The 23,071-nt window shown below is 31.9% G+C and carries 23 protein-coding genes; 16 read left to right on the top strand and 7 right to left on the bottom strand.

Annotation, left to right across the window (positions count from 1 at the left end; translation table 11 throughout):
• Positions 1–50 precede the first annotated feature (50 nt).
• The 6 genes from purH (at position 51) to rodA (ending at position 7,316) form a co-directional block, all read left to right on the top strand.
• Positions 51–1,577, top strand: a complete 1,527-nt coding sequence (purH, locus tag J2Y38_RS06275) for a bifunctional phosphoribosylaminoimidazolecarboxamide formyltransferase/IMP cyclohydrolase (protein ID WP_180856446.1) — start codon at positions 51–53, stop codon at positions 1,575–1,577.
• A 57-nt stretch (positions 1,578–1,634) separates the two neighbouring features.
• Complete coding sequence (locus J2Y38_RS06270) at positions 1,635–2,663, top strand: rod shape-determining protein (protein ID WP_007804822.1); 1,029 nt, start codon at positions 1,635–1,637, stop codon at positions 2,661–2,663.
• Between the two features lie 112 nt (positions 2,664–2,775).
• On the top strand, positions 2,776–3,606 hold the full coding sequence (gene mreC, locus J2Y38_RS06265; RefSeq protein ID WP_291151676.1) for a rod shape-determining protein MreC: 831 nt from the start codon (positions 2,776–2,778) through the stop codon (positions 3,604–3,606).
• Positions 3,599–4,105, top strand: a complete 507-nt coding sequence (locus J2Y38_RS06260) for a rod shape-determining protein MreD (RefSeq protein WP_073483397.1) — start codon at positions 3,599–3,601, stop codon at positions 4,103–4,105. Before mreC ends, J2Y38_RS06260 begins: the two co-directional genes overlap by 8 nt.
• The gene (gene mrdA / locus J2Y38_RS06255; protein ID WP_309840653.1) at positions 4,102–6,069 is read left to right on the top strand and encodes a penicillin-binding protein 2; all 1,968 of its coding nucleotides are present in this window, start codon (positions 4,102–4,104) and stop codon (positions 6,067–6,069) included. Before J2Y38_RS06260 ends, mrdA begins: the two co-directional genes overlap by 4 nt.
• An 11-nt stretch (positions 6,070–6,080) precedes the next feature.
• Positions 6,081–7,316: a rod shape-determining protein RodA gene (gene rodA, locus J2Y38_RS06250; RefSeq protein ID WP_309840651.1), complete on the top strand. Its 1,236-nt coding sequence runs from the start codon at positions 6,081–6,083 to the stop codon at positions 7,314–7,316.
• Between the two features lie 210 nt (positions 7,317–7,526).
• Here rodA and J2Y38_RS06245 read toward each other — a convergent pair whose 3' ends face one another.
• The 6 genes from J2Y38_RS06245 to xrtF form a co-directional block, all read right to left on the bottom strand.
• Positions 7,527–8,207 (bottom strand): DedA family protein, encoded by a 681-nt coding sequence (locus J2Y38_RS06245; RefSeq protein WP_056207725.1) that lies wholly within the window; start codon positions 8,205–8,207, stop codon positions 7,527–7,529.
• 130 nt (positions 8,208–8,337) lie between these two features.
• The gene (locus tag J2Y38_RS06240) at positions 8,338–8,682 is read right to left on the bottom strand and encodes a heavy-metal-associated domain-containing protein (RefSeq protein ID WP_309840649.1); all 345 of its coding nucleotides are present in this window, start codon (positions 8,680–8,682) and stop codon (positions 8,338–8,340) included.
• Positions 8,683–8,709: 27 nt separating this feature from the next.
• Positions 8,710–10,716 carry a TonB-dependent receptor plug domain-containing protein gene (locus J2Y38_RS06235; RefSeq protein ID WP_309840647.1) on the bottom strand — a complete coding sequence of 669 codons (2,007 nt, stop codon included), beginning with the start codon at positions 10,714–10,716 and terminating at the stop codon, positions 8,710–8,712.
• 114 nt (positions 10,717–10,830) lie between these two features.
• Complete coding sequence (locus J2Y38_RS06230; RefSeq protein WP_309840645.1) at positions 10,831–11,229, bottom strand: HYC_CC_PP family protein; 399 nt, start codon at positions 11,227–11,229, stop codon at positions 10,831–10,833.
• A gap of 46 nt (positions 11,230–11,275) precedes the next feature.
• Complete coding sequence (locus tag J2Y38_RS06225) at positions 11,276–11,722, bottom strand: exosortase F system-associated membrane protein (protein WP_309840643.1); 447 nt, start codon at positions 11,720–11,722, stop codon at positions 11,276–11,278.
• Positions 11,712–12,248 (bottom strand): exosortase family protein XrtF, encoded by a 537-nt coding sequence (gene xrtF, locus J2Y38_RS06220; protein ID WP_309840641.1) that lies wholly within the window; start codon positions 12,246–12,248, stop codon positions 11,712–11,714. Before xrtF ends, J2Y38_RS06225 begins: the two co-directional genes overlap by 11 nt.
• Positions 12,249–12,319: 71 nt before the next feature.
• Between xrtF and J2Y38_RS06215 the strand changes: the two genes are divergently transcribed.
• From J2Y38_RS06215 to J2Y38_RS06200, 4 genes are all read left to right on the top strand, one after another.
• Positions 12,320–12,775: a GAF domain-containing protein gene (locus tag J2Y38_RS06215; RefSeq protein WP_309840640.1), complete on the top strand. Its 456-nt coding sequence runs from the start codon at positions 12,320–12,322 to the stop codon at positions 12,773–12,775.
• A gap of 35 nt (positions 12,776–12,810) precedes the next feature.
• Positions 12,811–13,506: a hypothetical protein gene (locus J2Y38_RS06210; protein WP_309840638.1), complete on the top strand. Its 696-nt coding sequence runs from the start codon at positions 12,811–12,813 to the stop codon at positions 13,504–13,506.
• Between the two features lie 217 nt (positions 13,507–13,723).
• Positions 13,724–13,990, top strand: a complete 267-nt coding sequence (gene rpsO, locus J2Y38_RS06205; protein WP_007804772.1) for a 30S ribosomal protein S15 — start codon at positions 13,724–13,726, stop codon at positions 13,988–13,990.
• Positions 13,991–14,157: 167 nt separating this feature from the next.
• Positions 14,158–16,293, top strand: a complete 2,136-nt coding sequence (locus tag J2Y38_RS06200; RefSeq protein WP_309840636.1) for a polyribonucleotide nucleotidyltransferase — start codon at positions 14,158–14,160, stop codon at positions 16,291–16,293.
• An 88-nt stretch (positions 16,294–16,381) separates the two neighbouring features.
• Here J2Y38_RS06200 and J2Y38_RS06195 read toward each other — a convergent pair whose 3' ends face one another.
• Complete coding sequence (locus tag J2Y38_RS06195; RefSeq protein WP_309840635.1) at positions 16,382–17,452, bottom strand: fatty acid desaturase; 1,071 nt, start codon at positions 17,450–17,452, stop codon at positions 16,382–16,384.
• A gap of 166 nt (positions 17,453–17,618) precedes the next feature.
• Here J2Y38_RS06195 and J2Y38_RS06190 point away from each other — a divergent pair, with 166 nt between their 5' ends.
• The 6 genes from J2Y38_RS06190 (at position 17,619) to J2Y38_RS06165 (ending at position 23,070) form a co-directional block, all read left to right on the top strand.
• Entirely contained in the window at positions 17,619–18,521 is a 903-nt protein-coding gene (locus tag J2Y38_RS06190; RefSeq protein WP_309840633.1) for a hypothetical protein, read from the top strand.
• Positions 18,522–18,716: 195 nt separating this feature from the next.
• Complete coding sequence (locus J2Y38_RS06185; protein ID WP_309840631.1) at positions 18,717–19,109, top strand: hypothetical protein; 393 nt, start codon at positions 18,717–18,719, stop codon at positions 19,107–19,109.
• Positions 19,110–19,492: 383 nt separating this feature from the next.
• The gene (locus J2Y38_RS06180) at positions 19,493–20,917 is read left to right on the top strand and encodes an ATP-binding protein (protein ID WP_309840629.1); all 1,425 of its coding nucleotides are present in this window, start codon (positions 19,493–19,495) and stop codon (positions 20,915–20,917) included.
• 1 nt (position 20,918) lies between these two features.
• Entirely contained in the window at positions 20,919–21,665 is a 747-nt protein-coding gene (locus J2Y38_RS06175; RefSeq protein WP_309840627.1) for a response regulator transcription factor, read from the top strand.
• 189 nt (positions 21,666–21,854) lie between these two features.
• Complete coding sequence (locus J2Y38_RS06170) at positions 21,855–22,106, top strand: hypothetical protein (protein ID WP_309840626.1); 252 nt, start codon at positions 21,855–21,857, stop codon at positions 22,104–22,106.
• 190 nt (positions 22,107–22,296) lie between these two features.
• Complete coding sequence (locus J2Y38_RS06165) at positions 22,297–23,070, top strand: hypothetical protein (protein ID WP_309840624.1); 774 nt, start codon at positions 22,297–22,299, stop codon at positions 23,068–23,070.
• Position 23,071 lies beyond the last annotated feature (1 nt).

Raw genomic sequence — 23,071 nt, 5'->3', positions numbered from 1 at the left:
AATAATATATAAAAAAACTACTTTTGCAGTCTGAAAATCATAACTACACAATGAGCACAACTAAAAAAATACAATCAGCGTTAATATCTGTTTTTTCGAAAGATGGATTAGAACCAATCGTTAGAAAATTACACGAACAAAACGTAACACTTTACTCAACTGGAGGAACAGAAGATTTTATTAAAAACCTAGGAATTCCGGTAGTTCCTGTTGAAGACATTACTTCTTTCCCTGAAATTCTTGGCGGAAGGGTAAAAACTTTACATCCGAAAATTTTTGGCGGAATTTTAAATCGTCAGGATAATGAAAGCGATGTTCAGCAAATGAAAGAATTTGATATTCCTCAGATTGATTTAGTAATTGTTGATTTGTATCCTTTTGAAAAAACAGTTGCTTCTGGTGCAAGCGAACAAGATATTATTGAAAAAATTGATATTGGCGGAATTTCTTTAATTCGTGCTGGTGCAAAAAATTTCAAAGACACTGTAATTGTTGCTTCGGTTAACGAATACAGCTTACTTTTAGATTTAATTACAGAACAAAATGGCGCTACAACTCTTGAAAACAGAAGATTGTTAGCTACTAAAGCGTTTCACGTTTCATCTCACTATGATGGTGCGATTTTTAACTATTTCAATACAGATGAAACGATCTACAAAGAAAGTATTGATAACGGACAAGTTTTAAGATACGGTGAAAACCCACATCAAAAAGGATTTTTCTTTGGAGATTTTGATGCTATGTTCAAAAAAGTTCACGGAAAAGAGTTATCTTACAACAACTTATTAGATGTTGATGCTGCTGTTAATTTAATTGCTGAATTTAAAACTGACGGGCCAACATTTGCTATTTTAAAACATAATAATGCTTGCGGTTTAGCTTCAAGAAAAACCATCAGCGAAGCTTATTTAGCAGCTTTGGCTTGTGATCCTACATCTGCTTTTGGAGGTGTTTTGATTTCAAACACTAAAATTGATTTAGCTACAGCACAGGAAATCAATAAATTATTCTGCGAAGTTGTAATTGCTCCAAGTTATGATGATGAAGCGATTACTGTTTTACAAGAAAAGAAAAACAGAATTATTTTAGTTCAAAATGAAGTTGAATTACCTTCAAGACAAGTTAGAACATGTCTTAATGGTTTGTTAATTCAGGACAGAAATAATATTACAGATAATAAAGAGCATTTAAAAACCGTTACAATAACAGAACCTACTGCTCAGGAGATCGAAGATTTGATCTTTGCATCAAAAATTTGCAAGAATACAAAATCAAATACCATTGTTTTTGCAAAAAACGGAACATTAATTTCATCTGGTACAGGTCAGACTTCAAGAGTTGATGCTTTAGTTCAAGCAGTTGACAAGGCAAAAGCTTTTGGATTTGATTTAACTGGAGCTTCAATGGCAAGTGACGCATTTTTCCCATTTCCGGATTGTGTAGAATTAGCTAAAAAAGCAGGAATAACCGCAGTAATTCAGCCGGGAGGTTCGATAAAAGATGAATTAAGCATAAATTATTGCAATGAAAATAATCTTGCAATGGTATTTACAGGAACACGTCATTTTAAACATTAATTTGTTTAACTTTGTTCGATAAATTATTTTATAACATTTTAAACCCCTAAAAAACTTATGGGATTTTTTGATTTCATGACCGAGGATATTGCGATAGACCTTGGTACCGCAAACACTTTAATCATTCATAATGATAAAGTTGTTATTGATAGTCCGTCAATCGTTGCACGTGATAGAATATCAGGCAAAATCATTGCTGTTGGTAAGGAAGCCAACATGATGCAAGGTAAAACGCATGAAAACATCAAGACCATAAGGCCTTTGAAAGATGGTGTAATTGCCGATTTTGATGCTTCGGAAAAAATGATCAACATGTTCATTAAAAGTATTCCTGCATTAAAAAAGAGAATGTTTACTCCTGCATTACGCATGGTAGTTTGTATTCCTTCTGGTATTACGGAGGTGGAAATGAGAGCGGTAAAAGAATCTTGTGAAAGAGTAAACGGAAAAGAAGTTTATTTGATTCATGAGCCTATGGCAGCCGCAATTGGTATTGGCATCGATATCATGCAGCCAAAAGGAAACATGATTGTTGATATCGGGGGTGGTACAACAGAAATTGCCGTTATCGCATTAGGCGGAATTGTTTGCGACAAATCTGTAAAAATTGCAGGGGACGTTTTCACAAACGATATTGTTTATTACATGCGTACACAGCATAACCTTTTCGTAGGAGAAAGTACTGCTGAAAAAATTAAAATTCAAATTGGAGCGGCTATCGAAGATTTAGACGGACCGCCAGAAGATATGTCAGTTCAAGGTAGAGACTTACTTACAGGGAAACCAAAACAAGTTGATGTTTCTTACCGTGAAATTGCAAAAGCATTAGACAAATCTATTCAGCGTATTGAGGATGCCGTAATGGAAACATTATCTCAAACTCCACCTGAGTTAGCTGCCGATATTTACAATACTGGTATTTATTTAGCTGGTGGAGGATCTATGTTAAGAGGTCTTGACAAACGTATTTCTCAAAAAACAGATTTACCAGTTTACATTGCCGAAGATCCGTTAAGAGCAGTTGTTCGCGGTACAGGAATGGCGCTTAAAAACATCGCAAAATTTAAAAGTATCTTAATCAAATAAGATTCAAAAATAACAATCAATATACTTTTATTAGGGTCAAATTTCTAATATTTGACCTTAATAAAATTTGAAACCTTAAAGCATATCCTGAAACAAAATAACCAGACACGAAATGCAGCAAATTTTTAATTTCATTATAAGAAACAGTAATCGATTGCTGTTTTTGCTGCTTTTAGGTATTTCGTTGACTCTCACAATTCAATCGCATTCGTACCACAGAAGCAGAGTAATCAGTTCCGCAAATTTTTTGAGCGGAGGTGTTTATGAAAGAATCAATCATGTAAACGAATATTTGAATTTAAGAACCGAAAACGACGAACTTGTACTTGAAAACGCAAGGTTAAAAAGTCTTTTATTCAATAAAGAAGACACAACAAAAGCACCATTACCAGATAGCATTAAAGGAGTAAAACCTGCAGATATTATCGTTTCAAAAGTAATTCACAACTCTTACAGCACACACGAAAACTTTATTACACTTAACTCTGGAAGCAAAGAAGGAGTTAAACAAGATATGGGGGTTATCAACAGCTTAGGAATTATTGGAGTCATCGACAACACTTCAACAAATTACTCAACTGTAGTGAGCATTTTGAATATGAAATCACAGATAAATGCTAAACTAAAAAAGACAAATCACTTTGGTTCTTTAACCTGGGACGGAAAAAGTACTGGATTTGTACAACTGGAAGATGTTCCTAGATTAGCCTCTGTAAGAAAAGGAGATACTATTGTTACCGGAGGACAATCTGTAATTTTTCCGGAAGGAATTAATATTGGTACTGTAGAAAATATATACAAAAAAGACAATTCAAGTTTTTATGTTATAAGAGTTAAACTTTTTAACGATATGACAAACTTAGGTCACGTATACATTATCAAGAGTAAGGACAGAGAAGAGCTTATTAATCTAGAAAACAAAAGCAAGGAAAAAAATGAGTAGCGCTTTGTTAGTAAATATTTTTCGATTTATTATGTTGCTGGCAATTCAGATTGTTATTTTTAACAACATGAATTTTCTAGGATACATAAGTCCTTTTCCATATATCTTGTACATTATTTTATATCCGGTAAACAGTAACAGAGCGGGATTAATTATTTCCAGCTTTCTACTAGGATTAGTAATGGATATGTTTTGTAATTCTGGTGGAATTCACGCTACAGCTTGTGTGATTCTTGCTTACTATCGACCATATATTTTTAAGTTTTCATTCGGATTAAGCTATGAATATCAAACCATTAAACTGAATGAATCTTTAACACCTGAACGGTTTTCATTTATTCTGGTTTCTGTTTTATTACATCATATTGTACTATTTACATTAGAAGCTTTTCAGTTTAAGTTCATATTCGATATTTTACTACGAACACTATTTAGTTCTATTTTTACAATAATCACTTCAATTATAATAATTTATATTATTAAGCCCAATAAACGATGAGAAAAGTTCTGCTGCCCTCTTTAATTATTATTGCAGCATCTTTGCTAGTGATTCGGATATTTTATCTGCAAATTGTTGATGATTCATTCAAATTGAAATCAGAAAATAATGCGATTAAGAAAGTCTATGACTATCCGGAACGTGGTTATATTTACGACCGAAATGGCAAGTTATTAGTTGCCAATCAGGCTTCGTATGATATCATGGTAATTCCACGTGATATCAAAGAAGACCTTAATATTACAGAATTTTGCTCGCTTTTAAATATCACAAAAGAAGATTACGAAAAAAGAATTGCAAAGGCCAGAGTTTACAGCCCTAGGCTTCCATCAGTATTTTTATCTCAGTTAAATAAAACTGAATTTGCTGCTTTTCAGGAAAAAATTAGAAAGTATGAAGGTTTCTATTTTCAAAAGCGTTCTCTTCGTGATTACGAAGTAGATTACGGTGCTAATATTTTTGGTTTTATCACTCAGGTAAATGAAAAACAAATTGCAGAAAATCCGTATTACAACAGTGGTGATTTAATTGGAAAACAAGGTGTAGAACAAAGCTACGAAGAAATTTTACGTGGTATAAAAGGCGTAAAATATATTCAGAAAGACAAATATAATCGAGAAATCGGAGCCTATAAAGAAGGTAAATATGATACAATCGCTGTTGCCGGAGAAGACATCAATTTAACTATTGATGCCGAAATTCAAAAATATGGCGAAGAATTGATGATTAATAAACGAGGCGGAATTGTTGCTATTGAACCGAAAACTGGCGAAATATTAGCCCTTGTAACCGCTCCTTCTTATGATCCGGGTATTATGGTTGGAAGACAAAGATCTAAAAACTATACGCTATTATATCATGATTCTATCGCAAAACCTTTATATGACCGTGGACTTTTAGCCGAATATCCTCCGGGTTCTCCGTTTAAAATTCTAACAGGTTTAGTGGCATTGCAAGAAGGTGTTATCAACGAGCAGACTACTTTTATGTGTCACCATGGTTTTAGTTATGGTGGTGGTCGTTTTATGAAATGCCACGGTTTTGGACCTCATCAACTGCATAATGGAATTTATAATTCCTGCAACACTTACTTTGGACAGGCATATATGTTAACGATTAACAAATATTCAGATCCGGGCAAAGCTGTAGATGTATGGAGCGATCACGTAAAAAGTTTTGGTTTAGGGCAATTTATGGGTTATGATTTACCAACGGGTAAAAAAGGTAATATTCCAACATCAAAAACATACAAAAAAATCTATCCTAACGGCGGCTGGCGAAGCTCAACTATTGTATCAAACGCTATTGGACAGGGAGAGGTTTTAATGACTCCTATCCAGTTAGCAAATATGATGGCAACAGTTGCGAATCAAGGATATTATTATACGCCTCATATCATTAAAAAAATTGAGGGTAAAAAAATTGATCATAAGTTTACAGAAAAGCATACCACAACTATTGATCAAAAATATTTCCCACCAGTTATCAGCGGATTATTCGATGTTTACAACAAAGGTACGGCTTACGCACTTAGAGTAAACGGAATTGATATTTGCGGTAAAACGGGAACAGCTGAGAATTACGCTAAAATAAACGGTAAAAGAGAAAAGCTTAAAGACCACTCTATTTTTGTGGCTTTTGCACCAAAAGATAATCCGAAAATTGCAATTGCAGTTATGATTGAAAATGGAGGTTTTGGAGCAACTGTCGCAGGGCCGATTGCCAGTTTAATGATCGAAAAATATTTAAGAAAGAAAATCACAAGAACTGATTTAGAAGTTCGTGTTTTAAATAAAAGTTTAGCGGCTGAATATGCCAAATTAGGCGGAATGAACGAGGCAAGCGCAATCGAATCAACACCAAAAGATTCTGTTTTAAAAGCTAAGATTGTAGTTCCTAAAACGGTAACTGCTCCAAAAACAGAAGTTAAAAAAACAACAATAGACACTACTAAAAAGAATTAAGATTATTTCAAATGAAAAATCAAAGTGTAAAAAATAACATTGACTGGATAAGTGTCTTTATCTACATTGCGCTGGTAACATTGGGGTGGCTGAATATTTATTCCTCTTCATTATTATCAACCGATGGAACGTATCAAAAACAATTAATTTTTATTGGATGTACTATTCCACTAATTTTTGTTGTGCTTTTTGTTGATGGAAAATTTTACGAAAAATACGCTAGTATTATTTTTGGTGTGGCATTATTGTCTTTGGCCGGATTGTTTCTTTTTGGAAAAACAATTGCCGGTCAGCGATGCTGGTATGCTATAGGAAGTTTTACGCTTCAGCCGTCAGAGTTTGCAAAAGCAGCTACATCATTGGCATTAGCCAAATATTTAAGTGATACACAAATTAACCTTAAAGAAACAAACAGGCAGCTGCAGGCGTTAGCAATTGTATTTTTACCTGTAATGCTTATTTTACCGCAGCCCGATCCGGGAAGCGCATTAATCTACAGCGTTTTTATTCTTGTTTTATTTAGAGAGGGATTGCCGTCCTGGTATGTGTGGACTGGTTTTATTACCATTTTATTATTTGTATTAACGCTTATTTTAGAACCTTATGTAGTTATTTTAATTGCGCTGGGCGTTCTAATTATTATACATTTTAAAGGAAGAGCTGTTGATAGAAATCTCCTTTTAAGTGCTATTTTATTGGCTCTGATCTCTGGATTTGTTCTTTCTGTTGATTATGTATTTGACAATGTATTTAAACAGCACCACAGAGACCGTTTCAATATTCTTTTAGGAAAAAGCGTTGACATGAAAGGTATTGGTTATAATACAAACCAATCTGAAATTGCTATTGGATCTGGAGGATGGATTGGAAAAGGATTTCTGGAAGGAACTCAAACTAAAGGAGGATTCGTTCCTGAGCAACATACGGATTATATTTTTACAACTGTTGGTGAAGAATGGGGATTTACGGGTTCTCTGGTTGTTATTTTACTTTTTACAGGGTTATTCCTGAGAGTAATTTATTTGGCTGAGAGGCAAAAGACTAAATTCAGTCGGGTTTATGGCTATTGCGTTGCCGGAATTTTATTCATACACTTCTTTGTAAACATTGCCATGGTTATTGGGATTTTCCCAACAATTGGTGTACCTCTGCCTTTCTTTTCTTACGGAGGTTCGGGACTTTGGGGATTCACTATTTTATTGTTTATCTTCTTAAAAATGGATGCTAATAAGGTTAATGAGTGGTAGGATTTTATAATTGTTAATTGTTAATTGTTAATTGTTATTACAATTTTCAGAGTTTTTATTCTACTTCAGATAAAAAACAATTTTAATAAAAAACCTTAGCAACTGAAGTTTTTTCCATTATATTTCTTGATTAAAAACTATCTCATACTGAAAAACATAAAAAAAGTCCGAAGCTTTTAAAACTTCGGACTTTTTTATTTTATTCTTTAATTATATTTTTTCAGTTGGCCTTTTCTTCAAAAGTTTAAGTAAAACCGGGAATGTAGATATTAGAACAATTATAATGATAATGTATTCAATATGTTCTTTTAAGTCAATTCCTTGTTTTAGAAATACACCATACAAATAATGTCCGGCAAAGATTAAAATGAAGGACCATAAGAAAGAACTTAAGATGTTATAAAACATGAATTTCTTTTTATCCATAGAAACTATTCCGGCAATAATTGGTGCAAAAGTTCTAAAGATTGGCAGGAAACGGGCATAAATAATTGCTTTTCCGCCGTATTTTTCAAAAAAATCTTTTGATTGCAAAAGGTATTTTTTCTTAAACCAAAATGTATCTTCTTTTTTAAATAAATAATAACCGCTTTTTGCCCCAAACCAATAACCGGTCATGTTTCCTAAAACCCCCATAATTGCTACCGCAGTAGAAAGCAAAAATACATTGATAAAATCTCCCGGAATATAAACAACATTTTGAATTAAGTCGCGGCTATAAATTCCAGCTAGAAAAAGCAAACTATCTCCTGGAAGAAAGAAACCTGCAAAAAGTCCTGTTTCAGCAAAAACTATAAACAGAACGATAAATAACCCAATCTCAAAACCTCCGATACTTAAAGTTATATAGAATTCAGGGTTTAGTAACTGGGTCCACTCAAAATTATTCATAAAACGAATTTGGTTATACTTATAAGTTTGTGAAATTAACAATTATTTACCTTAACCACAATTAAAAGCCATATTTTAAAGATAAATTAACTATATAAAAAAGCCCGAAGATTAACTCGGGCTTTTAAAATTATTTTTCTCTCTCATACTTACAGCAAGAATGAAGATTTTCATAATCGGCATCTGTGGCTTTTACTTCTTTTGTATCGTGTCCCACTTTTGCAATAGCGACATTCAAATCTTGTGGAGAAGATTTTTCTTCGTTTAAAATCACAGTAAGCTGATGCGTGCTAATATCCCAAGAAGCGGTTTTTACACCCGGAACTCCAAATGCAGCTTTCTCAATACGTTTTTTACATTGTTCGCAGTTTCCGTTAACTTCTACAGTATATTTTAAATTCTTATTTTTTTTAGTTTGAGCCTGAGCCGAAAATCCTAAAAAAGTTATCATTGTTATTAAAATCAAATTTTTCATTGTCTGTTATTTAGTGTTATAAATTTATTATTTTATTTTAAATCGTAATCCGGCATAATACATCTGCCCAAAAATTGGCGCATAAGCAACCGAAGCATCAAAATTTGGCCCGAAAGGATCATTCGCTCCTAAAATTGCTTTTTGCTGTTTGTAATTTCCAATATTTTCTCCTCCAATGTAAACCTCAAAAACTGACGAAAAAACCCTTGTAACCTGAGCATTCATAACAACATACGAAGGCGAGAAATCAGGAAACTGATCTTCAGCAGGATTTGACGCTGTGTACGGAAGCTGTTGTTTTCCAGACCAATTAAAAGTATAATCAAACTTCCATTGTTTGTCATTATTCAGAACAGTTTCGTATTCTAAATTCCCAAGAAAACGATGTTTCGCCTGAAGCGGACGCTGAAAAGTTCCTCTTAAATAATCGGTTTGAATGTCATAGTATTTATAAGCTGTTCTTAAATTTAAGTTGTGAATTAACTCGTAATTAAATTCTACCTGAATACTATTCGCAAAAGAACTTCCTTTTAAATTATAAAACAAAACTTCTTGCGGACTCTGCATTAAATCTACAACGGCTTGGTTTTGAAAATCGGTTCTGTAAATGTCAAATCCAGCATCGGCATTTTTACCGAAAAGTTTAAATTTCTGCGAAAAACTCACTCCATAATTCCATGCAATTTCCGGATTTAATCCATAAATTTTTCCGCTGTTATCTAAAATTGAAAATGTTCTTGAACTGGCAAAAAGCTGTTGATTCTCTGCAAAAATATTAGCCGAACGTTTTCCTCTTCCGGCAGAAAAACGAATTACTCCATTTTTCCAAGGATTGTACCTAACATGAAGTCTTGGCGTAGCAAAAAATCCTAAACGATTATGATTATCAACTCTTCCTCCTAAAATGATACTGAAGTTATCGGTGTTATCATAGGTATATTCAAAAAACGCTCCAACCGAATTGTCGATTCGGCTGTAATCTGTAACATTTACAAATTCCTGGTATTGATCGTATGAAAAATTTAAACCGGTTGTAAATTTATGCTTCGTATTATTGATGATCGAATTGAAAATTAAATTCGAATAAAAACTATTCTGCTTAATATCATATTGATTTAAACCAAAATACGAATCCTGTTTATGACTGTTGAATGCATTTTGAAACCCGATGCTTTGATATGGCATATCTTTAAAAACATAACCTATTTTTGTAGACACATCAAAACGTTCTGTATTGATTTCTGAACCCCAATGATTTGTAGTTCCGCGATCTCGGTCTTTATCAAAATCAACCTCTCCAGTTTGTTTTTTATCATTCATATATCTAAAATTGATAAAACTTACCAAACCACTTTCGGGATCATAATATTGATATCGGTTTAAAACATTGATTTGTTTTCCTAGCGGATTGTCTAAAAAACCGTCATCATTCATATCGTTTTTTGCAACACGCGTATTTCCGTGAACAAATAAACTTGTCGCCCATTTATCAGACAACTTTTTATTAAAATGGGTGTTCAATTCAAATCTTGAATCTGTTGATCCGTAGGCATTCAGGAAAAAAGGAATGTCACTTAATGGCTTTAAAAGTTCGGTATTTATTTGTCCCGAAATACTTTCGTAACCATTAATAACACTTCCGGCACCTTTGGTAATCTGAACGCTCTCGATCCAGGTTCCAGGCGTAAATGATAAACCATAAGCTTGCGACGCTCCGCGAACCGAAGGAATATTTTCTTCGGTAATCATTAAATACGGACTTGTTAAACCCAGCATTTTGATTTGTTTCGTTCCTGTTAAAGCATCAGAAAAATTGACATCAATGGATGGATTTGTCTCAAAGCTTTCGGCAAGATTACAACATGCAGCTTTTAAAAGTTCTTTACTCGTAATTAAAGACGTGTTTGCTGTTACGGTATAGGATTTTGTAATTCCTTTTTGCTTTTTTTTGACTTTTACTTCCTCTAGATTTTCTTGCGAGAACACAGAAACCGAAAGCAAAAACATCGCAAAAAGCATGATATTTTTTGGCATAAAAAAAGATTTTAATGTTATTTAGAAATTCTGTTTTGAGTTTCTCCAAAACAAGAAACATTCAAACAGTTCATTGCAAGCCATGTAAAGAAGGCTTGATTCTAAACATTAAAATCAGGAATAAAAAATGTATTGATTGTATAATTTGAATAAGGGGGGCGCATTCGCATCTGAATAATACGAAATAACTTGATTGTTTTTGAAATTTGGAATTGACAAAAACGCAATTAGTTTGTATTCCTGAATTACAGCCGGAAATGCAAGCTGGAAAAAGAAAACTTTAAAAGTTGCATCGCTTGATTTTTTTTCAAATTTTACAACCTTGTCCTTGCAGCAAGATGATTTTTTTTCTTTTTCACCGCAGCATTTTTTCTCTGGTGATGCCGAAGCTGAAGTATTTAAAGAAACAGAAGCTATTTTTCCTCCGCAATAATGCACATCAAAAGCAAACCCAACGTTGGAAACCAACAATAGGAACGCTAAAAATAAAACTGTGCACTTTTTTATACTCATACTGCAAAAGTATTTAAAAAGACTCAGATAAAATTTAAATGAAATGTTATTTTTTTAAATTTTGAAGCTGATAGTAAAATGCAGGAATAAACAAAAGCACAAATATAGGCTGAATGATAAATCTTCGAACATAAAACAAGAGCCAGCTTTTCTCCGGAAAATATTCGACAATAATAAAAAACATTGCGAAAAGAACGACTGAAAACAATGCGTATAAAAAGGAACTAAAAATTAAAATTCCTTTATCTCTAAAAAGGGTGTAAATTAGAATAAGTGATAGCGCTGTGTTTAAAACAAACCGAAGCAAAAGGTTCAGGAAGAGTTTTAACGAATCGACTTCTGGTAATTTTATATTATTAAAGTCCTTTTCAAAATAATCTAAGAAGGGATCATAAAACAGAGAACTTTCAAAAGCTCGGATTAATCCAAAACAGCAAATAACAAGTGTCGAAATGAAAATTTTTGTTTTTTCTTCTCTGATTTTATTTAGCATACTTCGAAAATTTATTAACCCAGATAATCCATAAAATAAAAATGGTTCCGTAAATAATTAACGGAAAAAGAACGCCGTGCAAAAGGTGATTTTTTTCAGGAAAATGAAACAATAAAATGGTCAATAAAGCGATTCGGGCAATATTTAAAATATAAATAAACACAATCCCAAAAAGGATATAATATAAGGTAACTTTAAATTTCCCCGAAAAGGCAAGCACAAAAGCAATAAATAAGATAATAACGCTTACAGCATTACACCCTTCAATAATTCTGACAATGTAATGATTGTTATACAAAACTTCTAACCAGGAACTGGAAAAGCTTTTTTCAACTTTTATATCAAAATTAAAAGCATGAAGCAGCTGCTCAACATTACGGCCAACTAAATTTGTAATTCCGTCGACTTCATCAGCTTTAAAACTGTTCAAATAAAATTTATATAATAGCGTTAATGCAATATAAGCTGCAAAAAAAGTACCTATAAAAATTAAAAACGGCTTGAATTGGGCTAGATATTTTTTCAACAGATTTTTTTTTCAAATTTATGTATTTTTTGAGTTCAGCTTTAAATACTTTTGTATAAAATTTTCAAATCATGACATTTCAAGAATTACAACCAAAAATAAGCACTATAGTATCTGATAATAACAAGGTTAGAGACGAAAAACTATTAGCTGTCTGCCAATTATTAAACGAAAATGTAGAATATTACAACTGGGTTGGTTTTTATTTTGCAAATCACGAAAACAAAACACTTCATTTAGGCCCGTATGTAGGTGCTGAAACAGACCATACTGTTATTCCGTTTGGAAAAGGAATCTGCGGACAAGTTGCTGAAAGTAATGCTAATTTTGTTGTGCCAGATGTAAAAGCACAAGACAATTATATTGCCTGCAGTTTAACTGTAAAATCAGAAATCGTTGTTCCACTTTTTGTAAATGGAATAAACATTGGTCAAATTGATATTGACAGTCACGTAATTGATCCTTTTTCAGAAGCTGACGAAAGATTTTTGGAGTTTGTTAACCAAGAAGTTGCTAAGTTATTCTAGAAGAGCTATTTTTAATGTATAAAAAATAGATCTGAATGAAAAAAAATGTATTCATCATATTTCTTCTTATAAGTTCAGTCAATCTATTTGGGCAGATTAATGTTGTTTCAAAGAAAATTTTCCTTGACTCATTAAATCGTGAAGCTACTCCCGAAAATTATGTTTATACCAGAGTAATTACTAATTATTCTCAAAAAAGCGCACGCTATGTTGTAACCGATTTTTACAAAAACGGAAGAAAAAAAATGACGGGCTGTACTTTAGACAGAGACATTTTAAAAAAGGACGGAGAGTTTATTTGTTATTTTAAAAATGGATCAAAAGAATCTGTTGTAAATTATTCTGACGACCATAAAGTGGGGAAAGAGATTAATTGGTATGAAAACCAAAGTAAAAAATCGGAAAAACAGAATTCGTGGAATCCTAAAACCAAAACAGCTCAAACTTTAATTCTTAATTTTTGGGATGAAAATAAAAATCAAACTGTAGTTGACGGAAATGGAGAATATGAAGAAACCGATAAGTTTGTAACCCAAAAAGGAATTATTAAAAATGGTTTAAAACAAGGTGTCTGGACAGGAAATGATGCTTTACGTAAAATTTCATTTACAGACAATTATGATCAGGGAGTTTTAATTTCCGGAGCAAGCATAGACGAAAACAATATAAAACTTTCTTACTCTTCCTTAAATGAGAAACAAACGGGTAAAAAAGTTGCGAAATCAAAATAGGTTTTAGTTTGTTAATTAATCTCCAAACGAATCACAAATAGCTGAATTTGAAATCAAACTAGTTCAAAATCAGCAAAAAGAGATTATTTTTACCTGAATTTGATTAATTATTAAAATTTTCAAAGTTTAAATTTATTTTTTCGGAAAAAAGATGTAATTTTGCACCCGTCTTACAAAAGTTGTCTGACATACATAAAAATCATTAAATAATATTGGAATGTATTTAACTAAAGAAAAGAAAGAAGAGATTTTCGCACAACACGGTGGTGCAACAAACACTGGAAGCGCAGAAGGTCAAATTGCATTGTTCACTTACAGAATTTCTCACTTAACTGAACACTTGAAAAAAAATCGTCACGATTACAACACTGAGCGTTCTCTTGTACTATTAGTAGGTAAAAGAAGAGCTTTGTTAGATTACTTGAAAAAGAAAGAAATTAACAGATATCGTGAGATTATCAAAGTATTGAATATCAGAAAATAATCAATATAGAAAAGAGGTGCGAAAGTGCCTCTTTTTGTTTTTACATTACACGCATAATATTACAAGAAAAAAAGTTTGGTTTTTCATTGGGTTTTAGATTACAACAACTACACAACAACACTACAACACAACTAAAACCCATTGTATAATCAATAAGGAAAAAATTTATGATTCCACAATTATTTGTAGAAAAGATCGATTTAGGTGATGGCAGAAGCATCACAATCGAGACAGGACGTTTAGCTAAACAAGCTGACGGTTCTGTAGTAGTAAGAATGGGCGACACAATGATTCTAGCAACAGCAGTTTCAGCTCGCACATCAAACCCAGGCGTTGATTTTTTACCATTAACGGTAGATTACCGCGAAAAATTCGCAGCAGCAGGTCGTTTTCCTGGAGGTTTCTTCAAGAGAGAAGCACGTCCAAGCGACAGCGAAGTATTAACAATGAGATTAGTTGACCGTGTTTTACGTCCGCTTTTCCCAGACGATTACCATGCTGAAACACAAGTTATGATTCAGTTAATGTCTCATGACGAAGAAGTTATGCCAGACGCTTTAGCTGGTTTAGCTGCATCTGCAGCGTTAGCTGTTTCAGATATTCCATTTTATAACTTAATTTCTGAAGTACGTGTTGCACGTATCGACGGAAAATTTGTGATCAACCCAAGCAGAGTAGAATTAGAAAAATCTGACATCGATATGATGATTGGAGCTTCTATGGATTCTGTTGCAATGGTTGAAGGTGAGATGAAAGAAATTTCAGAAGCTGAAATGGTTGAAGCAATTAAATTTGCTCACGAAGCTATTAAAGTTCAAATCCAGGCACAATTACGTTTACAGGCTGCTTTTGGTAAAAAAGAAATTCGTACTTACGAAGGTGAGAAAGAAAACGAAGAAATTTACAAAAAAGTAAAAGCTGCTGCATACGATAAAATTTATGCTATTGCAAAAGTTGGATCAGCTAAACACGAAAGAGGTGCTGCATTTGCTGAAGTAAAAGAAGAAGTTAAAGCTTTATTTACTGAAGAAGAATTAGCTGCTGACGGCGATTTAGTTTCTAAATATTTCTATAAAACAAACAAAGAAGCTGTTCGTAATGTAGTATTAGAATTAGGTGTTCGTTTAGATGGTAGAAAAACTACAGACATCAGACCAATTTGGTGTGAAACTGATTATTTACCAAGAGTTCACGGTTCATCTTTATTTACTCGTGGAGAAACTCAGGCTTTGGCAACTGTAACTTTAGGAACTTCCAGAGAAGCAAACCAAATCGATTCTCCATCTGAACAAGGTGAAGAGAAATTCTACTTACACTATAACTTCCCTCCTTTCTCAACTGGTGAAGCAAAACCACTAAGAGGAACTTCAAGAAGAGAAGTTGGTCACGGTAACTTAGCCCAAAGAGCTTTAAAAAATATGATTCCTGCTGATTGTCCTTATACAATTCGTGTTGTTTCTGAGGTTTTAGAATCTAACGGTTCTTCTTCTATGGCAACAGTTTGTGCTGGAACAATGGCTTTAATGGATGCTGGAGTTCAAATGGTAAAACCAGTTTCTGGAATTGCTATGGGATTGATTACTGACGGTGAGAAATTTGCTGTATTGTCAGATATTTTAGGTGATGAAGATCACTTAGGAGATATGGACTTTAAAGTAACTGGAACTGCTGATGGTATCACAGCTTGTCAAATGGACATCAAAATTGATGGTTTACGTTACGACATTATGGAGCAGGCTTTAGGGCAGGCACGTGAAGGACGTTTACACATTTTAGGAAAATTGACTGAGACAATCGCTGCTCCAAGAGCTGACGTAAAAGCGCATGCACCAAAAATTATTACAAGAACTATTCCTGGAAACTTTATTGGAGCATTAATTGGACCTGGTGGAAAAGTAATTCAGGAATTACAAAAAGCTACTGGAACAACTATTGTGATCAACGAAGTAGATGAGCAAGGTGTTATCGAAATCTTAGGTACAGATCCTGCTGGAATTGAAGCGGTATTAGCAAAAATTGCTTCTATCACTTTCAAACCAGTATTAGGAGAAGCTTACGAAGTAAAAGTAATTAAAATGCTTGATTTTGGAGCTGTAGTTGAATATACTGCTGCACCAGGAAACGAAGTATTACTTCACGTATCTGAGCTTGCTTGGGAACGTACTGAAAACGTTGCCGATGTAGTTAAAATGGGAGATGTTTTCCAAGTGAAATACTTAGGTGTTGACCCTAAAACTAAAAAAGAAAAAGTGTCTAAAAAAGCACTTGTTCCAAGACCTCCACGTGAGGACAAAAAAGAGTAATCAGATCTTAGTTTACTAAAGGTTTATTCATAGAAAACCCCAATTCATTTAGTTGAATTGGGGTTTTTAAGTTTAAAAAATTATCTTATTATGGATTCCCCATTTTATGTAAATGTTTAAAATGTGAAAACATCATTTCAAACAATGTTTTATGATGATAAGGCTGCTTGTACTCTTTTGTTGTTTCTTCAATAATATTATTTATCTCGCTATAGTTTGTATGACAGATATTAGGAAAAAGATGGTGTGCTGCGTGACAATTAGATCCTCCGCTTAAAAACCTTGCCCAAGCTTTATCTGCATTCCAATCACAGCTTGTATGAAGCTGATGAACGGCCCAAGTATGTTCAAGAAATTCTCCTTCCGGCTGAGGATAATCTGCACCATCAAAAAAATGCGTCCCAACAAGCATAATAATAAATACCATAGAGGTAAAAGCGCTGGCTGTAAAATAAACCAAAACAATAAAGCCCCATGAAAAATCAGCATGCAGAATTGGAATAATTAGTACTAAAGAAAAATAAAGTATTTTATATAATAAAAATCTTGAATAAAGCTCAATCTTAGGAACACCCCTCTTCATCCAATCATATTCATTTGAAAATAAATACACCCAGTCACTCATAAAAACAGAATGAAGTAAAGTAAACATATAAACAAATGGCGCATAAAATGCTTGATATTTATGCTTAGGTTTCCATGGATGCGTTGGACTCAGTCTTAAAAAAGGGTTTTTATCTATATCAACATCACTTCCTTCCACATTTGCATATAAATGATGTGATCGAATATGTCTTAATCCCCAAAGCAATGGATCAATTCCAACGGTAAGAAAACTAAAAAAGTGCAGGACTGAATTTGCTTTTTTATTTTTGAATGCCGTGTTATGAGATGCATCATGTCCAAAACTAAACCCTATTAATAATCCGGATAATTGAAAAGCAACATACAGCAGCCAAAAGTTCATTTTACCAAGAGAATCTGAAAAAAGAAATACATAAGACAAATAACAAATTAAAGTCCAAAACAGTCCTTTAAACCAAAATTTTGTGTCTCCGTAAAAAACAGTTTTATCCTGAAGTTTTTCATGAACTCTTCCCTTTAATGTGGTAAAAAAGAGTTTTTCTTCTTCAGATTTATTGAAATATTTCGCTTTCATAAATTATCATTTTTTTAAAATTACAGGACAAACTTATTGCATTTATCACATATCGATTTGTGCAAAACAATAAAGTATTTTATTATATTTGCGATTATCGCAAATTATGAAACATCAGGAATCGTTTTTAAAAGCTATTAGGAGTAAAATTTCCAAGTCAAATTCTTTGATAGACGAAATTGCTTCTATTCTGGAAATCAGCTATGATGCATCGCATCGAAGGATATCTCAAAAGAGTAAATTTTCTATTGACGAAACCATCAAACTGGCCAATCATTTTAATATTTCACTGGATAATTTATTTTCACAAAAAGAAAAAGTCATTGTAGAAAAAACAATTGAAATTGAATCGTTAAAAGATATGCTTCAATATTTTAAAGCATCGGCGCAGCAGGTTGAAATATTGACAAAGAATCCCAAAACAAAACTTTATTATTCGGCCAAAGATATTCCTTTGTTTTATTTTATGGACGGAACGATTTTGTCAAAATTTAAAGCCTTTGTCTGGCTGAATCTTTTAAATACGAATCAGAAAAAAGTGTCTTTTGAAAACTTTGTTATTGAAGAATCTTTTACCGAATACATGCAGACTTTAAAAAAGGCATATGAAAATACGACGGTAAATGAAATTTGGAACGACACCACTATAAACAGCAGCTTACAGCAGATTCTCTATTTTTATGAAGCCGGATTGTTAAATTTAAAAAATGCCAATGCTCTTTGTAAAGATTTAAAGCGAATTATAAGTTTAATACAGGCAAAATGTAATGACTCAAATAACAACTTTGCCCTTTATTATAATGAACTGATATTATTAAACAATAACATGCTCATAGAAACTGAAGAAAAACTAACTATGTTTGTGCCTTACACGCTCTTGGGCTATTTTATTACAGACAATGAAGACAGCTGTGAAAATGTACATCAGTTTTTTAAACAGCAAATTACTAACTCAATAGCTTTAGGGCAGTCTGGAATTAAAGAACAAAACCTTTTCTTTAATCGTGCCATTCGAAAAATAGATTATTATCTGGAAAAAATTAATTCGCAGGTCGATTTACTTTTCTAAAATAATAAGCCGCATAATTCATTTCTTTCAACCAGTATTTTCTCTTTTGTAAAGCAAATTATTATGTTTATTATCGATGAACGACAATAAATAAATAATTTAACAAAAAAAACACGACAATGCCTATATTTTCTTAAAGAAATAAAATATCTTTAACCCACCAAAAATAAAACTATTAACCCTAAAAACCTTATTATGGACTTTAATGTCATTCAAATCACAAGAATTAACACAGTAGATTTTACTTTTACAGACACAGTGAACATTACTTTTCCTGTTCCGCCTTTAGCTTCAGCAAAAATTTACAACAACAATGGAGTAAAAACATTAAAAATCTGTGCTACTGTATACATTAACTCTAAAGATTCACAAAACCCAGTAGTTGGAACATTAACAGAACATGTTAATACTGTTGAAGTTTATTTTGATTACGACTGGGATGAAGAAACACCAAATACTTATGACGTATGGTATGTTGAAATAGATTATACTTCTGAAAGTGTTGAAAACATTACTACTGTAATGTCATATTTAAGAAATATTGATCCTGAGACATCAAGAGGTACTACAACACAAGTAGGCGACTAGAAATTAATATTCACATCGCTTAATTGAAATAATTAAGCGATGTTGCTTTTCTATAATTTCAATTCCTAATTTACAATATGTTAAAAATTAAATTTTTTATCAATATAGTTTTCCTGTGTCTTCCCTCCTTATTTTTTTGCCAAGTAAAACCAACTGCAAGCACATTAAATATAATAATTGAGGAAAAGACCAATGGATTTAAAAAAGAAATCGATTTTGAAAAAGCCAAATCATTCTTTATAAAAAAGGATTGGGATTCTACCTTAACATATTCTATACGCGTATTATCGATCACAAAAAATAAAGAGGTTGCAAATTATTGTCATTTTTTTAGAGGATACAGTTTTAGAAAAAAAAGACTTTTTAAGCAGGCTCAGAAAGAAATGCTTTTAATATCCCGAAGTTTTAAACTTTATCCTTTTGTAAATAAAAACCTAGGACAGATTTGCTTGGAATTAAAAGATTTTAAAAAAGCAATCTACTATTTTAATGAGGCAGAAAAAACACCAATCCCTAATAATAAAGATTACAAAACAAGTATAATCTATGAGAATCTGGGCATTTGTTATTTACATCTTAACAGTTTCAAAATTTCTGAAAGTTATTTTTTTAAAAGCCTAAAATTAAAAGAAAAAGAAGAAGACTTACTTTCCCTTATTGGTTTATATACGAATATAGCCAATTTGTATTACATGCAATACAAAGACGCCCAAGCTATTCCATATTTTGAAAAAGCCTATGCACTTTCAAAATCTATAAATCACTTTGAAACAAAAAAAAATGCGGCTCAAAACATGGCTGCAGTAGAAGAAAATAGAAAAAACTACAAAAAAGCTCTAGAATACAGAAAAGAATGTGAGCAATGGAAAGATTCTCTCAGCAATCAAAATAAAATCTGGGCAGTTGCTGATTTTGAGAAAAAGTTTGCCGTAGCACAGAAACAAAAAGAAATTAAGGTTCTTAAAGTAGAAAATAAATTAAAAAACACACAGCGTAACAGCTTATTTTTCTCTTCTATTGGGTTGTTATTAATTTTAACCGGCGGAGTTTATTTATACGCACAAAAAGTAAAAAATGGCAAAACTATCTTACGTCAAAAAAATAAACTTGATGAGCTAAACGCCACAAAAGACCAATTGTTCTCAATTGTAAGCCATGATTTACGTTCATCTGTAAATGCATTAAAAACCAGTAATTCTAAATTATCAGCCACCCTGGAAACGAAAAATTATGACGAATTAAATCAATTAATTATTCAAAACAGCGGTATTGCAAATGGCACTTATAGTTTACTTGACAATTTATTGCACTGGGCATTGCTGCAAACAAAACAATTATATTTTAATAAAGAATCAATCCATTTACACTCTGTAATACAGCAAATTGAATATAATTATAAGCCTTTATTATTAGAGAAATCAATTACGTTTGAGAATTCGGTTTCAAAAAATATATTTCTGTTTGTTGATCTTGATTCTCTAAAAATTGTATTTAGAAATTTATTAGACAATGCTATAAAATTTTCTAAAGAAAACGGACAAATAACCTTTTCGGCAAATGAAATAGATTCTGATTTTTGTCAGGTTATAATTCAGGATACTGGAATTGGAATGAATGAAAACACTATTAAAGAATTGCTTTATGAAGGAGAATTATTAGCTAAAAAAGGCAATTCAGAAATTATAGGAACTGGTTTGGGTTTACAATTATGTAAGCAAATGATCCAGAAAAACTCGGGAACGTTTGACATAGAAAGCGAACTCAATAAAGGGACTAAAATGATATTAACATTCCCAAAAACTAAATGAAATGGACAATATTAATGTTTTAATTATAGAAGATATTTTAGAACAGAGCGATCAACTCGTAAAAGTATTAGAGAACAACAACTATAATGTTGCCGGAGTTGCTACAAATTATACAGAAGCACTAAAACTTTTTTATGAAAAGTCTGTTGATATAATTATTATTGATGTTTTTTTGGATGGAAAACCAGACGGAATAACTTTTGCAGAATCTATCAATATAATTCCTCATGCGTCTAAACCATTTGTATTTTTAACAAGCTCTCAGGATCGCCAGGTTTTTGAAAGGGCAAAACTCACAAGGCCTTTCAGCTTTTTAATGAAACCATTTAATGAACTTGAAATTTTGTATGCCTTAGAAATGGCTGTGGAAAAATTTTATGAGCAGACAAATGTCTTTTTTAGCGAAGAACAAAATACAGTAATAAGTAATGATTCTTTATTTATTAAAAAGAAAAATTCTTTAAAAAAAGTATCTCTTGAAGACATTCTTTACATTGAAGTTGAAGAACGTTACTGCAATATTATAACCGAGAAAGAAAAATTTGTAATTCTAATTTCATTGACTAAAATCAGTGATTTATTAGACAAAAATAAATTTATAAAAACACATCGCAATACAATTGTAAATACTGATAAAATAGAAGAAATTATTTTGGCAGATAACCTTATTATCCTAAAAGGAAATCATAAAATAAATCTGAGTGATACTTACAAAGATTTTATAAAAAAGATGAATATTTTATCTTAGTAAAGATCTAAAATTCAAAAACTAATCCTCTTAATAGAGGATTTTTTTATGTTTATTTCAAAGAAAACATTCCTACATAACAAGTAATTCATGGCGTTCATGACAGAGAAAAAGCGTTTCGTGACATTTTCACATTTATAGATCGAGATCAAAATTACTTTTATCCCACCTAAATCAAAATAGAGATAGATGAAGATAGCATTAACGAGACAACCTGAAATGAAACTTTTACCAATTATAAAAAAAATAAAAAACAATCCGTGGGTTGGGGTTGTTGTTTCATTAGCCATAATTATTCCCTGCTTGTATAGAATTTTAGATGATGTTACCGTTTTAAGATTAGAATATATCTTACTGACCATTGCATTTCCAATTTATATAAGATCATTAAAAAAAATATTCGACGAAATCCTTGATAACACTGATGATTTCTACGATTGAAACTTAAATACACAATTCTAATTCGATCAAATTATTCGTTAAAAACCCTAAATCGTTATTATGATTTAGGGTTTTTGTTATTAAAAAAATAAGAAATTATCACAATTTAACAGATATACGTTTTGTTTATAACCTTTTTTTAATAAATTTGAATACCCCCAAAACAAATCACTAAAAACCATAAAATCTTTTGAGAAATTATCAAGAAAAAATCGTTTTCCTTGTGTTATTTGGATTATTATCAAACATTTATGTTATTCATAGCCAAACAAATAACAATGACACTTCTATTTACAACTTGTTTGATAATGCCACCGGAAAGAACAATTTACCTTTTTACAATGGCTCCCGACATGTAAATTATTATAGAACTCTTGACGGCAGTCATAGTTATTATCAATCTGGAAATTATACCACCGGAAGCATTGTATTTGAGGACCAGCCTTATTATGATGTCGATCTAAAATATGATGTAAACAATGATATTTTAGTTTTTAAGCCCGTAGGTAAATTTGATTACTTGGGAATTAATGTCATCAAAGAAAAAACAGCCTCTTTTAATCTTTATAACAAAAGGTTTGTAAACATTAATTATAATAACCCCACCTGCCCTCTTTATATGACGGGTTATTATCAGGAAATTGTTTTTTCAAAATCGACCATTCTTTATATTAAACATCATAAAAACAGAACAAAGGTTATTGACACCCAATCAATTTCTGATGGCGTTAATCAAAATACAACTGATAGATTTAAAGAGAACAATGAATTTATATTAAAGTTTAAAAACAATTACTATAAAATAAATTCAAAAAATGAGATCATTAAAATTTTCCCAGAGTTTAAGAGCCAGATAAAAAATTATTATAATACCCACATTGCGTTAGAGGAATCTGATAATAAGCTTTTTATTGAAAATTTAATAAAAGAGATAAACAGTCTTCTTCCTAATGAATCTAACTAAA

Origin of the sequence: Flavobacterium sp. 2755, assembly GCF_031455715.1 — a bacterium.
Taxonomy (GTDB): domain Bacteria; phylum Bacteroidota; class Bacteroidia; order Flavobacteriales; family Flavobacteriaceae; genus Flavobacterium.
Note: the sequence above shows the minus strand (reverse complement) of the source record. Positions and strands in the feature narration are given on the sequence as shown.

What these genes read in the sequence shown, in the direction of transcription:
- purH (WP_180856446.1), top strand. Translation starts at nt 51, where the DNA reads ATGAGCACAACTAAAAAAATACAATCAGCGTTAATATCTGTTTTTTCG.
- J2Y38_RS06270 (WP_007804822.1), top strand. Translation starts at nt 1,635, where the DNA reads ATGGGATTTTTTGATTTCATGACCGAGGATATTGCGATAGACCTTGGT.
- mreC (WP_291151676.1), top strand. Translation starts at nt 2,776, where the DNA reads ATGCAGCAAATTTTTAATTTCATTATAAGAAACAGTAATCGATTGCTG.
- J2Y38_RS06260 (WP_073483397.1), top strand. Translation starts at nt 3,599, where the DNA reads ATGAGTAGCGCTTTGTTAGTAAATATTTTTCGATTTATTATGTTGCTG.
- mrdA (WP_309840653.1), top strand. Translation starts at nt 4,102, where the DNA reads ATGAGAAAAGTTCTGCTGCCCTCTTTAATTATTATTGCAGCATCTTTG.
- rodA (WP_309840651.1), top strand. Translation starts at nt 6,081, where the DNA reads ATGAAAAATCAAAGTGTAAAAAATAACATTGACTGGATAAGTGTCTTT.
- J2Y38_RS06245 (WP_056207725.1), bottom strand. Translation starts at nt 8,207, where the DNA reads ATGAATAATTTTGAGTGGACCCAGTTACTAAACCCTGAATTCTATATA.
- J2Y38_RS06240 (WP_309840649.1), bottom strand. Translation starts at nt 8,682, where the DNA reads ATGAAAAATTTGATTTTAATAACAATGATAACTTTTTTAGGATTTTCG.
- J2Y38_RS06235 (WP_309840647.1), bottom strand. Translation starts at nt 10,716, where the DNA reads ATGCCAAAAAATATCATGCTTTTTGCGATGTTTTTGCTTTCGGTTTCT.
- J2Y38_RS06230 (WP_309840645.1), bottom strand. Translation starts at nt 11,229, where the DNA reads ATGAGTATAAAAAAGTGCACAGTTTTATTTTTAGCGTTCCTATTGTTG.
- J2Y38_RS06225 (WP_309840643.1), bottom strand. Translation starts at nt 11,722, where the DNA reads ATGCTAAATAAAATCAGAGAAGAAAAAACAAAAATTTTCATTTCGACA.
- J2Y38_RS06215 (WP_309840640.1), top strand. Translation starts at nt 12,320, where the DNA reads ATGACATTTCAAGAATTACAACCAAAAATAAGCACTATAGTATCTGAT.
- J2Y38_RS06210 (WP_309840638.1), top strand. Translation starts at nt 12,811, where the DNA reads ATGAAAAAAAATGTATTCATCATATTTCTTCTTATAAGTTCAGTCAAT.
- rpsO (WP_007804772.1), top strand. Translation starts at nt 13,724, where the DNA reads ATGTATTTAACTAAAGAAAAGAAAGAAGAGATTTTCGCACAACACGGT.
- J2Y38_RS06200 (WP_309840636.1), top strand. Translation starts at nt 14,158, where the DNA reads ATGATTCCACAATTATTTGTAGAAAAGATCGATTTAGGTGATGGCAGA.
- J2Y38_RS06195 (WP_309840635.1), bottom strand. Translation starts at nt 17,452, where the DNA reads ATGAAAGCGAAATATTTCAATAAATCTGAAGAAGAAAAACTCTTTTTT.
- J2Y38_RS06185 (WP_309840631.1), top strand. Translation starts at nt 18,717, where the DNA reads ATGGACTTTAATGTCATTCAAATCACAAGAATTAACACAGTAGATTTT.
- J2Y38_RS06180 (WP_309840629.1), top strand. Translation starts at nt 19,493, where the DNA reads ATGCTTTTAATATCCCGAAGTTTTAAACTTTATCCTTTTGTAAATAAA.
- J2Y38_RS06175 (WP_309840627.1), top strand. Translation starts at nt 20,919, where the DNA reads ATGGACAATATTAATGTTTTAATTATAGAAGATATTTTAGAACAGAGC.
- J2Y38_RS06170 (WP_309840626.1), top strand. Translation starts at nt 21,855, where the DNA reads ATGAAGATAGCATTAACGAGACAACCTGAAATGAAACTTTTACCAATT.